Source organism: Streptomyces sp. NPDC058459 (assembly GCF_042721685.1).
In the GTDB taxonomy this organism is placed as follows: Bacteria; Actinomycetota; Actinomycetes; order Streptomycetales; family Streptomycetaceae; genus Streptomyces.
Genome location: NZ_JBHXLV010000208.1, coordinates 1 through 11,225, shown reverse-complemented (window position 1 = coordinate 11,225; position 11,225 = coordinate 1). Strand labels below are relative to the sequence as shown.

Here is an 11,225-nt window from a genome sequence, read left to right as displayed (position 1 = left end):
CCATCGCATTCGCGAGGTGACCCACTGCCGGCCCAGGCACAAGCTCAGGTTTGGAGTGCCACCTCATTCGGTGACTCGGCCGAGGGATGCACGGCTATGGCGATCTTGCCGGGTGAACGTCGCCGGCCATCGGCGGTCGTACCGCCTTCCAGGAGCGTATGGGCCTGAGCGACATCGGCCAGCGGCAGTACAGCCCCGATCACCGGTCGAAGTTCCTCCCTTTCGACCAGGCGGGCGAGAGCGTCGAGCTTGGCCCGGCCGGGGCTGACGAAGAGGAAGTGGTAAGTCGCATTCACCCCCCAGGCGGCAAGCAGGTTCTGAGGGTCGGGGATGTCCACGATCGACACCACGCGCCCGCGGTCGGTCAGAATCTCTGGACTTCGGGTGAGAGTGTCCCCGCCCACCGTGTCCAACACGACGTCGACCTTGCCCAGCTCCTGCACCTGCGTCACGTAGTCACGGGCCGAGAAGTCGATCGCGACATCCGCTCCCAGTCGGGTGACGAACTCATGATTCTTCGCCCGCGCAGTGGTGATCACCTCGGCGCCCAGTGCCTTGGCGACCTGCATGGCGACCGAACCGACCCCGCCCGCGCCACCGTGCACGAGCACCCGCTCCCCGGCCTGTACACCGGCCCGTTCGACCATGGCCTCCCACGACGTCACCCCCACAAGAGCCAGGCCGGCGGCTTCGGCATGAGTAAGGCGTGCGGGCTTGCGGGCCACCAGGGTCTGGTCGACTACGTGGAACTCGGAGTAGGTGCCCTGGCCGGTGAACACCGGCGCCAGGTACCAGGCCTCGTCGCCCGGCCGATAGTCGTCTGCCCCTGATCCCGTCTCGACCACGACACCGGAGACGTCGTTACCGATCACCGTAGGCAGTGCCACCTCGTCGCGATAGTCGCCGCGACGGGTCTGAAGGTCCAGCGGGTTGACGGAGGTTGCCATGACCTGCACCAGCACCTGGCCGGGGCCAGGAACGGGCTGGGGTACTTCCCGGGCGGCGAACGCGGTGTCGGCACCACCGAAGCGGACAAGTTCCATCACACGCATCAAAGACGACATGCGGCAAGCTTCCATCATCATATCGCGAATTGTCAATTTGTAGTTGGGTTACGCTCGGCATGTGTTCTCAGAAGAGGAAGTGCTGTCCGTTTTCCGGGCCCTGTCGAACCCTGCCCGCCGCCAGATGCTGGTGTGGCTCAAGGATCCGATGAGCTTCCCCGGTCAGAAAGCCGAAGACATCGAGATCGGTGTCTGTGTGAGCTACATCCAGCAGCGCACGGGCCTGAGCCAGTCCACCACCTCCCAGTACCTCACCACGCTGCGGCGAGCAGGTCTGGTGATCGCCACGCGCCGCGGCAAGTGGACCTACTACCGGCGTGACGAGGCGAACATAGCCCGCCTTCTGGGAACTTTGCGCGACGTGTTCTAGCAATGCTGCCAGGACGGTCCACCGACTGGGGAGCTACTGGTTCCGATCGCAAGTCGGGGACATGTGCGCTGGCGTGAACGGGCCCTCGCGCAAGGAGGTCGAGGTGCTCGGTGGGACCACCGCACCCCGAAAACTCCGACCAACCGCGTCTACTTCATGGCGCGCGCGAACGGTCATGCAGGTCACAGGGTAGGCACATTATCAGCCCCTCCTCTGACTCCGGTGCTGGTCGAGCTTTCGCAGCCGGTCGTGGGTGCCGTCGCGTCCGGCTCGTCGTACTCCGTGTCTGGCCATGAGTCCACTCGCTGGGGCCTGGACGGTTCTATTCGGCGGAGCGGCGAGGTTCGTGGAGGTGTGCGGTGCGTAACGGGCCTCGATCCCGCTCCCGGCCGTCAGCCAGCCGGTGAGCGTGGTCATGCCCAGACCAACGTTCTGTGGACGACAGGCGTGCGAGAGCAGGCCCGCACGGCGCGCACCGGGAGGGATCAAATCCGGAGCGGCCATGAGCCGGAACCCTGTCGCATCGTGGCCGACGATCTCGACCGGCGCCACGACGAGGTAGCCGTCGGTCTGAGCGGCACGCCCTTCGAGGAGGAGATCGGCATGTGGTGGAGCTTCATCCGCCGAAACCACGACGACATCGTGCGGGCTTCGGTGCGGTCGAGGGCTACGTCGGTGAGCGGCTGTCCCCCGGCAGCCGAGCGTCAGGCCAGAGGTCCGTCGTAGCGCATCCAGAAGTCGACGGCTTCCGGACGCGGCCGTGGCGCGACCGCACCGCCCTCGGAGTCGAACCACATGACCTGCTCGGCCGACTGCCGCATGGTGGGCCAGAGAGGAAGCCCAGGCCCGTTAGGAGTGCCGGTACGGACGAAGTTGACCCAGTAGCCGCTCATCTGGTCCCGCAGGACATGATCGCGTTCCGTATAGGCGGCATCGCCGTCCTTGCCGAGGTTGTCGTAGGCGTACATCACCTCCGCGCCGTGATAGGCGCCGAATCTCGCGAGGCCCTTCTCCGGCGGGGTATGAGCGAAGTGGTAGGCGAAGGTGCCAGCCTTGCCGGTGCGCGTCCGGAGGGTGGCCCAGCGGTGCATCGCGCGGGTCATGATCTTGTCGGTCCGGGCCTGGAGGAGGGAGTCGAGCACCTGTTCCTCGGTCTCGCCGGGATAGAGGCGCAAGAACCGCTCCGCGTCCGCTCCAAGCTCCTCGCGCACCTCTTCCCGGTAGTCACCGACGTCCGCGTCGGGCGGGCTCAGCAGGCCGAGGGAGGCCTCGTCAGCGTTGCTCCCCATAAGAGTCGGCACGTCCAACTGGTCTCCCGCCGCGTAGGTCTCCGCAGGAAGACGGTTCAGTACGTGACCGTCGAGGGAGGGGCGCCAGTGCTTCTTGAGGGATTCGGCGGCGTCCACGATGCGGCTCACGGGCATCCGACGCATCTCCGCCACGGATGCACCGCCCAACTTCTCGCTCAGTCGCCGGCCGGCGTCCTCGGCTGCTGCCCGCGTGTCGTACTGGTCCCCCCGCTCGGTGTCGCCGCCCGTGCCCATGCACGCGCCACTGCCGCCGATGATGCCGTCCACGAGGCCCTTCGCGCGCGGTGTCGCGCCGAGCACACATACGCTCTCACCGCCTGCGGACTCGCCCGCGATCGTCACCCGGCCGGGATCCCCGCCGAAGGCCTCGATGTTCTGACGAATCCACTTCAGCGCGGCGATCTGATCGAGCATGCCGTAGTTCCCCGAGGCGTCGCGCTCGCTCTCTTCGGCGAGTTCGGGGTGCGACAGGAAACCGAGCATCCCGAGCCGGTAGTTGATCGTGACGGTGATCACCTCCCCACGGGAGGCCAGCGACTCGCCGTCGTAGATCGGCAGCGCGCCGGAACCGGTCGCGAAACCCCCGCCAGGGATGTAGACGAGAACGGGCAGTTTCGCTGCGGCAGGCTCCCGGCTGCGCCAGATGTTGAGGTAGAGGCTGTCCTCGCTCACCGGATATGGATTCAGGAGCGTGTCCTCCAGCGGAGCCTCCACCAACTGTGACAGAGCCCGGGTGAGGAAGCTGGACGTCCCCTGCACAGGAACGTCGGAGAACCGGTCGGCGATGAGGAGTTCCGTGCGTGGTTCAGGAGGATGCGGCGCACGCCAGCGCCGATCCCCCATCGGAGGCCGTGCGTACGGGATCCCGGCGAAGATCTCGACATCGCGCTCATCGTTGAGGACACCCCTGACAGGCCCCTCCTGCGTGGGGACGGTCCTGGACGGCCTGGGGTCGCCGCCTCCGGCCGCACGGTTCTGCGCTGCGGGGTACGTGAGGACGGCGACGCCGCACACCAGGGCTCCCGCGAGCACCCACATCCCCACCTTGAGCAGGGCGGGCCCTCTGACCCACCAGCGCACAGTGAGGCCGAGCGTTACGAGTGCAGCGCCCACGAGAGACCAGCCCCACCACGGTGACCGGTTGAGCCAGGAGACCGCGGAGGCGACGGCGGCAAGGGCGAGAAGGGGAACCCAGTGGCGGGGAGATCTCATCGGTACGAAGGCCCGTCCTGGGCGGATCTCACCCCCTACAAGAGCGGATCGAATGATGTTCCGTTTTATGCTGATTCCCACTGCTGACTCAATTCGACGGGTGTGTGCCGCGGCATCGGAGGCAAAGAGGCATCGGAGGCAAAGAGGCATCGATCTTGCTGCCGTACGACCGCTGGTCGATGGCGGACCGCGCCCTTGGTGGCGGGGAGTGAGACCCGTAGCGGTTGGCGGGGATGTGAGGGCGTTGCGTCACTGCGAGTCGAAGACCTGAGCGCACGTCGCCGACGTGCGGCTACGCCGGGCCCGACAAAGCTCTTTTGTTGACACGTGAACGGTAGGATGTCATGGTTTACGTGTCAACTAGATCGCCGGAGAGTGACGACCGGTCAAGCGCAGCTGACCAACCTCCATAGCCAATGGGTGTCGACGATCGCAGAACTGTCCACAGGGTCTTCGCCGAGATTTCCGAACCGAAGGAAGCGCACAATATGGACACTCCGCCCGTCGAGTTCGGTATCGACAGCTTCGGAGACCGACCTCGCGACGAGCAAGGGAAAATTGTCTCGCACGCACAGGCGATCCGCGCCGCGGTGGCGGAGGCGGTACTCGCCGACCAGGTCGGCATCGACGTGGTCGCATTGGGTGAGCACCACCGATCTGAGTACGCGATCTCAAGCCCGGAGACGGTCCTTGCCGGTATCGCGACGGCCACGAAACGTATTCGTCTTGCCTCGGGCGTCACGGTTCTGTCCTCGGACGACCCGGTCCGTGTGTTCCAGCGGTTCGCCACGCTCGACGCGCTGTCCAACGGGCGGGCGGAGGTGATCCTCGGACGTGGCTCGTTCACCGAGTCGTTCCCCTTGTTCGGTTACGACCTCGAGGACTACGAGGTGCTGTTCGAGGAGAAGATCGAACTGTTCCACCGGCTGTTGGACGAGAAGCCGGTGACGTGGAAGGGCATCACGCGCGCCGCCCTGGACGGTGCGGACGTCTACCCGAAGACCGAATCAGGGCGTCTCAGCACCTGGGTGGGAGTGGGCGGGACGCCGCAGTCGGTGCTGCGCACCGCCCGGTACGGATTCCGGCTCATGCTCGCCATCATCGGCGGTGCCCCTGACCGGTTTGCTCCCTACGTGGAGCTCTACCGCCGGGCGAGCGACGAATACGGCACGACCGCGCAGCCGGTCGGGGTGCACTCGCCCGGTTTCGTCGCCTCCACCGACGAGGAGGCCAAGGAGCTCTTCTATCCGGGCTACCGTGAGATCCGCGACCGGATCGGAGTGCAGCGTGGCTGGCCGCCGCTGCGACGCAGTGAGTTCGACTCCGATGTCGCGCGCGGATCGTTGTATGTCGGCTCGGTAGAGACGGTCGCGGCCAAGATCGCCCGAACCATTCGAGTGCTGGATGCCGGCCGGTTCGACATGATCTACTCCACCGCCGGCACCGTCTCGGCCTCCGCCCGCCTCCGCTCGGTCGAGCTGTACGGCACCCAGGTCATCCCACGGGTCCGCGAACTCCTGGCCGAACAGCCTTCGGCGGGAGCGTCCTCATGACCACCATCGCAATCCTCGGGGCCGGTAAAGTCGGCACGGTCCTCGCGCGGCTGGCGGTCGCCTCCGGCTACCGGGTTCTGATCACCGGGTCCGGCGACCCCGCCAAGATCGAGCTGGCCACCAAGATCCTCACCCCAGGAGCGAGCGCCGTATGGCCGGCCCAGGCGGCGAAGGCCGGCGACGTGGTGATCCTCGCGCTCCCTCTCGGCAGGCACCGCGAGCTCCCCGTCCCGCAGCTGCGCGGAAAGCTGGTCATCGACGCGATGAACCACTGGTGGGAAGTCGACGGACCACGCGACGCGATTCTCCCGCCTGAGGATTCATCGAGCGAGGCCGTCCAACGATTCCTTCCGGAAGCCCGCATCCTGAAGGCCCTCAATCACATGGGCTACCACGATCTTGAGGACGAGGCGCGTCCTGCCGGCCGCACCGATCGCAAGGCAATCGCGCTCGCCGGTGACTCGCCCGCTGACATGGCAATCGTGTCCGCGCTGGTCAACTCGCTCGGATTCGACCCGGTCACCATTGGAGACCTCTCGGCAGGTGTCCGCCTCGAGCCCGGAACCCCCGCCTTCGGAGCCAACGCCAACGTCGAAACGCTCCAGTCGCTCACCAGCGTCACCCTTCCCGCACCACCCGCCGTCGGTCCGACCACGATGATATTGGACTGATCACGCATACCGCACCGATCGAAACGCGCAAAGAACCCGACCTGCCGACCGCACGAAGTCACGAAGCCCACGGAGGAGGGCGCATGCGCCCCATCATTCCTGACTACCTGATCGAAGTGCTCGAAGATATGGAGTCGGACACCTCGGGAGCGCCGACCGGATACATCCCCGAACTGGCGGCGGCGGACCCCGAGCGGCTCGGCGTCGCCTTCGCGACCGTCGAAGGAGAGGTCTACGGCGCCGGTGACATCGACACCGAGTTCACGATCCAGTCGATCTCCAAGCCATTCGTCTACGCGATGGCCCTGTCGGACCGCGGGTTCGACAGCGTGCTCGCCCGAGTCGGTGTCGAGCCATCCGGCGAGGCCTCTAATCAAATATCGCTCGAAAGAGACACCGGGCCCCCGCTCAACCCGATGATCAACGCCGGTGCGATCACAGTTCACTCCCTGGCCGGCACGGCAGACCTGGAACCGTCTGCGCGTGTGGCGCGTGTGATCGGGGGTCTGTCCACCTTCGCGAGCCGTCCGCCGACGACGGACGAGACCGTTCGCGCGTCCGAGATGGCACACGCACACCGCGACCTCGCCATGGCCCACATGCTCCGCAGCCACGGCATCCTCACCGAAGACGCGCACGCTGTCGTCGACGGGTACACCCGCCACTGCTCGGTACTTGTCACCACACGTGATCTCGCCATTATGGCCGCCACGCCGGCCAACCGTGGAACGAATCCACTCCCGGGCGAGCAGGTGGTGCCCGAACCGGTTGTGCGCCAGGCGCTGAGCGTCATGTTCAACTGCGGAATGTACGACGCGGCCTGTGATTGGGCGACCCAGGTCGGCATCCCTGTGAAGAGCGGGGTCGCCGGCGGTCTGATCGGCGCGCTCCCGGGACAGATCGGTATCGCCGCGTTCTCACCCCGCCTGGACGCGCACGGGAACAGCGTGGAATTGCAAGGTGGTATCGGGTTCGCCGGTGCTGAAAGCGTCCAGTGCAATACGTAGTCTCCAAATTCGACCACGAGGTAGGCGGCGAAAGATGACTCAGCAACCCGACGACCCGTCCCTGGAGAAAATGGTCAACGCACCCTTCGGTGCAGGTCTCTCCGATTCCCCGATCCTTCCGGAGGATCTTCTTCTTCTCCTGTTCCAGCCCGAGTCCGGCGACATCGCGGGGGAAACCACCCTCTACTACGTGCTTGCCGGAGCGGTACTGGCGGATCTCGCCCTGAGCGGGTTCGTGACCACGAGAACGTCGCCCACCGGTTCCGTCGAAATCGAAGCTGTTCAAGACAAAGCGCCAGCGGATGAGATCCTCCTCTCCGCCTGGGACCATCTGGCAGTCAAGCCCCGTAACGTCCAGACCGTACTGCCCGCGATCGGCCCGGCACTCCGTCAGCCCCTCCTGGACCGCCTCATCGCACGTGGCGACATTCGCGAGGAGAAGCGCAAAGTCTTCGGTCTGTTCAACACAACCGCCCTCAAGGAGGGGCGCACCGGGAGACGGGACCGTCTTTTCGAGAAAGTCCGCGACATCCTCGTCGACGGCAAGGAGCCGACGCCTCGCAGCGCTGCGCTCGCCGCACTGGTCTGGGGCAGCGGAACGCTTCCCAGGTTCGACCCGCACATCCCCTGGACCTCGTCGGTGATCAACCGCGCCCAGGAACTGGAGCGCGGCAACTGGGGCGCCGAGGCCGCCGGCCACGCGGTCGCACGTACGATGACTGCGGTCATCGTCAACAACGTCATCGCAACCGCCGCCGCAGTGTCACCACCACGGTGAGCCCGGTTCTCGGTCAGGGCGGCAACACATCCGCCGCTGGCGCGTCTCTCGCGCACGTGCAGGTCGGAGGCCGCGCATAGGGGCCGGTTCGACGCGCAGAGCCCACGCTTCGCCCTGGCAGGGCTGCCCGATACGCAGTACCTCTTCGATGCCAAGAGTGCCGATCCCATCCGCTACGCGAGACGTTCCGGTACCTGGCCGCCGAACGCGCCTCATCCAACATCGCGTTCATGACGCACCTCGGCGATGTGAATTCCTTCACCTGTGGACGAGCGGGAGGGGCCGTCAGCCTCCCTGCGTCACCGACGCCCGGTACAAGCTCCCGGTTGAAGAACGTGGCGTGAGAGATCGCGGTTGATGACAGTAGGAGGCCACATGAACATGCAGTGCATGTGAGCTGAGTCGGCCGGTCGAGGACGGAATCAGTCCAGAGATGTGAACAGGGCGCTCAGTGGGTAGCTCACACCTATTAGTGATGACGCCTAGTCATCCTCGATAATGCAGCGTGCCTATGCATATAGTTAACATGTCAATTTTTGGGGTTACCGTAGACCGTGCGTCATCTACTTGGGCGGATCATGCCAGTGCCCTTCGGGCTCCAAGCGGTGTCGTACTGGCAGAAGCCACATAAGCGTGGTGAACAGTCGATCCCGTTTCACGGGAGACTACGCGGTGGCCCGGGGCGCCTCTGCGCGGACTGCATTGGCGTCCCATTTCCGCACGCCAGTGCAAAGATGTGGACAGGATCGAGGTGAGGAGCTTGCGCGGCTGGCTCCGGTGGGCGTGACTTCAATAGAACGAGAACCTGAGGTCGGTGAGTCGCCGCCCCATCATCTTGCGCGGGCATTTGTACCGCGACCAATTATGATGGCGGACCGTGATGGGTTGGTTCGGCACGCCAACGATTATGCATCCGCTGTCATGCCTGACCCGATTCCTGGTGTTCCTCTGCGGGATGCCGTACCCGCGTGGCTCGCTGAGGCTCACCAGCGTGTCGTCGCCATGGAGGCGGCAGGAGACGGCAGAGCAGTATCCGGGCCGGTGGGTGAGCGGTCGTTCGAGGCTCATCCCACAGTTCAGAGCGAGCAAGGGGTCGCCTGGCGGCTCGTGGACGAGATCGACAGCCGTCTCGCGGTCGATGCTCTACACGTCGAGCGAAGACGGATCGCCTTTCTGGCCGAGGCGTCGAACGGCTTCCTGTCCTCACTGGATTCAGAGCGGTGCATGGACCTCACCGCCCATTTGGCCGCCAATCATTTTGGGGACGCGGCCGTTGTGGTCGCGCCCGTCCGCGGATCTCGACTGCCGGTCGCTACCTGCCAGGCCGGGGGGCCTCCCCGTCGCGCGGAGCGAGAGGTCGACCCGAGGGACGTTCCTGGACTGGCCGAGGCGCTCCAAGGCTTCCCTCCGGTGCCGTCGAGGTTGATCGACCCCAAAACGGTCGCCGGCTGGCTTATTCCTGACGGATTCGGCGAAGTCGGATCGATCGTGATCACGCCACTGCCGGGGCACGGGACGTCGGCGGGCGCCTTGATCTTGTTGCGCCGCGCCTCCTCCGTACCGTTCGATGAGGAGGAGGAGATTGTGGCCCGCATGTTCGCAGCCCGATCGGGAGCAGCCTTGTCAGCTGCCCGGCTCTACACGGAGCAGGCATCGGTCTCTCAGACGCTGATTCGGGAGCTGTTGCCACCCGTACTGCACCAGATCTCCGGTATCGACTTCGCCGGCGGTTACCGGCCCTCGAAGGACCGCGAGCGTGTGGGCGGTGACTTCTACGACGTGCATCCTCCCAGCCTTGAGGGAGGACGGTCGCTCGCGGTACTGGGCGACGTGTGCGGCAAGGGGCTGGAGGCCGCAATCCTGGCTGGCAAGATCCGCAACATGCTGCACGCGCTGTTGCCGATGGGAGCCGACCACCAACGGATGATTGAGCTCTTGAACAGGGCACTGCTCACCTCGGATGGCACTCGCTTCGCCACGATGGTGATGGTCTCTGCAGTGCGCGCTCAGAACTCGGTGAGTTTGCGGGTGACTAGTGCAGGGCATCCACCTGTCTTGGTTGTCCGCGCTGACGGCAGCGTGGAGGTAGGCAAGTCCACCGGCACGCTGATCGGGGTGTTGCCCGACGCGTCCGCGACCACGGTGAATGAATCGCTGGCCCCCGGCGACTTCTGCGTATTGATCACCGACGGGTTCACCGAGGCCAGGGGCGGCCCTACGGGGGACGAGCTGTTCGGCGACGACCGACTGCGGCGGGCGCTGTCCGACTGTGCGGGTATGCCAGCCGAGGCGGTAGTCACATACATACAGGTGCTCGCATCCGACTGGGTTGGCGCAGGCACCCACGACGACATGGCAATCATGGTGATCGCCGCACCCCGAACTCAGCACCTGGGCGTGGTTGATAAACCCACGCGAGACAGCTTTGCGGCATGACTGGGAGCTCCTTCTCGAACAGATGCGGGAGTCCGTCACCGCCGACTGCGAGCACGCCGCGACCCGCACCACTCTCACAGTCGTTGAGGCATGCGATCCGCCGCGGAAAGCACCTGCAAGATCGTGTCAGGGCCCGGCGTCGCCGCTCGGGTCACCCCCGAGTTCTAAGCCCTTCTGCAAGAGGAGCGCGGTGCCGGAGCCGACGGACTTCCCCGCGCAGGTGGAAACCCTAGCCTCGCGCTTTCACGGGGTGGTGTGTCCGAAGGTTGATCATGAAAGCGGGAAGCGCCTCTGACCTGCGACGATGGGACTTGTCTAGGGTCCTGTTGGCTGCATGGAAAGAAGCACTTCCCAGGCGAAGAAGAGTATCGGGTCCTACCCGGGTGTCCGCGTCGAGGGCGGCGGCCGGACGGTGGTCGCCCAGGCCGGGAGCGTGCTGCTGGTCGAGACGGTACGCAAGACCGGTCTGGACACCGCGATAGCGGCGGCGCTGACGCCGTGGTTCGAGGCGCGGGCGGTACACGATCCGGGCAAGGTCCTGCTGGACGTGGCGCTGGCGGTCGCGTGGGGCGGGGACTGTATGGCCGATGTCGGCATGCTGCGGGCCGAGCCGGCCGTGTTCGGGCCGGTCGCCTCCGACCTCACGGTCTCCCGCCTCTTCGACACCCTCGGCGCCTCGGGCGGGAAGGCACTGACGGCGCTGCGTGCCGTGCGGGCCGAAGCGCGTGAGCGGGCCTGGCAGTTGGCCGGCGGGCACGCGCCCGACGCGGGCGGGACGGTGACAATCGGCATCGACGGAGTGCTGGTGATCGCGCACTCCGGCA

The 11,225-nt window shown here is 65.8% G+C and carries 10 protein-coding genes; 8 read left to right on the top strand and 2 right to left on the bottom strand.

Going from position 1 to position 11,225, the window contains the following annotated elements; translation table 11 throughout:
* Nucleotides 1–44: 44 nt before the first annotated feature.
* Nucleotides 45–1,064: a zinc-binding dehydrogenase gene (locus tag ACFWN1_RS27455; protein ID WP_384367393.1), complete on the bottom strand. Its 1,020-nt coding sequence runs from the start codon at nt 1,062–1,064 to the stop codon at nt 45–47.
* A gap of 61 nt (nt 1,065–1,125) precedes the next feature.
* Here ACFWN1_RS27455 and ACFWN1_RS27450 point away from each other — a divergent pair, with 61 nt between their 5' ends.
* Together ACFWN1_RS27450 and ACFWN1_RS27445 are read left to right on the top strand one after the other, a co-directional pair.
* Nucleotides 1,126–1,434 (top strand): ArsR/SmtB family transcription factor, encoded by a 309-nt coding sequence (locus ACFWN1_RS27450; RefSeq protein WP_384367380.1) that lies wholly within the window; start codon nt 1,126–1,128, stop codon nt 1,432–1,434.
* Nucleotides 1,435–1,959: 525 nt separating this feature from the next.
* Entirely contained in the window at nt 1,960–2,160 is a 201-nt protein-coding gene (locus ACFWN1_RS27445) for a hypothetical protein (RefSeq protein WP_384367377.1), read from the top strand.
* Here the strand turns inward: ACFWN1_RS27445 and ACFWN1_RS27440 are convergent.
* Nucleotides 2,139–3,782, bottom strand: coding sequence for a carboxylesterase/lipase family protein (locus ACFWN1_RS27440; RefSeq protein WP_384367389.1), 1,644 nt, complete (start codon nt 3,780–3,782; stop codon nt 2,139–2,141). The genes ACFWN1_RS27445 and ACFWN1_RS27440 overlap by 22 nt on opposite strands.
* A gap of 662 nt (nt 3,783–4,444) precedes the next feature.
* Here ACFWN1_RS27440 and ACFWN1_RS27435 point away from each other — a divergent pair.
* The 6 genes from ACFWN1_RS27435 to ACFWN1_RS27410 form a co-directional block, all read left to right on the top strand.
* Nucleotides 4,445–5,509 (top strand): LLM class flavin-dependent oxidoreductase, encoded by a 1,065-nt coding sequence (locus tag ACFWN1_RS27435; RefSeq protein WP_384367386.1) that lies wholly within the window; start codon nt 4,445–4,447, stop codon nt 5,507–5,509.
* Nucleotides 5,506–6,180, top strand: a complete 675-nt coding sequence (locus ACFWN1_RS27430) for an NADPH-dependent F420 reductase (RefSeq protein WP_384367374.1) — start codon at nt 5,506–5,508, stop codon at nt 6,178–6,180. The genes ACFWN1_RS27435 and ACFWN1_RS27430 overlap by 4 nt, the downstream gene beginning before the upstream one ends.
* Nucleotides 6,181–6,263: 83 nt before the next feature.
* Nucleotides 6,264–7,187: a glutaminase A gene (glsA, locus tag ACFWN1_RS27425; RefSeq protein ID WP_384367371.1), complete on the top strand. Its 924-nt coding sequence runs from the start codon at nt 6,264–6,266 to the stop codon at nt 7,185–7,187.
* A 34-nt stretch (nt 7,188–7,221) separates the two neighbouring features.
* Nucleotides 7,222–7,965: a GPP34 family phosphoprotein gene (locus ACFWN1_RS27420; RefSeq protein ID WP_384367368.1), complete on the top strand. Its 744-nt coding sequence runs from the start codon at nt 7,222–7,224 to the stop codon at nt 7,963–7,965.
* Between the two features lie 867 nt (nt 7,966–8,832).
* Nucleotides 8,833–10,401 carry a PP2C family protein-serine/threonine phosphatase gene (locus tag ACFWN1_RS27415; protein ID WP_384367383.1) on the top strand — a complete coding sequence of 523 codons (1,569 nt, stop codon included), beginning with the start codon at nt 8,833–8,835 and terminating at the stop codon, nt 10,399–10,401.
* A 334-nt stretch (nt 10,402–10,735) separates the two neighbouring features.
* Nucleotides 10,736–11,225: transposase (locus tag ACFWN1_RS27410; protein WP_384367365.1), on the top strand; the 490-nt coding region annotated here is incomplete at its 3' end.

Coding starts and splice junctions, on each gene's coding strand:
- ACFWN1_RS27455 (WP_384367393.1), bottom strand. CDS start 1,064: ATGTCGTCTTTGATGCGTGTGATGGAACTTGTCCGCTTCGGTGGTGCC.
- ACFWN1_RS27440 (WP_384367389.1), bottom strand. CDS start 3,782: ATGTGGGTGCTCGCGGGAGCCCTGGTGTGCGGCGTCGCCGTCCTCACG.
- ACFWN1_RS27435 (WP_384367386.1), top strand. CDS start 4,445: ATGGACACTCCGCCCGTCGAGTTCGGTATCGACAGCTTCGGAGACCGA.
- ACFWN1_RS27430 (WP_384367374.1), top strand. CDS start 5,506: ATGACCACCATCGCAATCCTCGGGGCCGGTAAAGTCGGCACGGTCCTC.
- glsA (WP_384367371.1), top strand. CDS start 6,264: ATGCGCCCCATCATTCCTGACTACCTGATCGAAGTGCTCGAAGATATG.
- ACFWN1_RS27420 (WP_384367368.1), top strand. CDS start 7,222: ATGACTCAGCAACCCGACGACCCGTCCCTGGAGAAAATGGTCAACGCA.
- ACFWN1_RS27415 (WP_384367383.1), top strand. CDS start 8,833: ATGGCGGACCGTGATGGGTTGGTTCGGCACGCCAACGATTATGCATCC.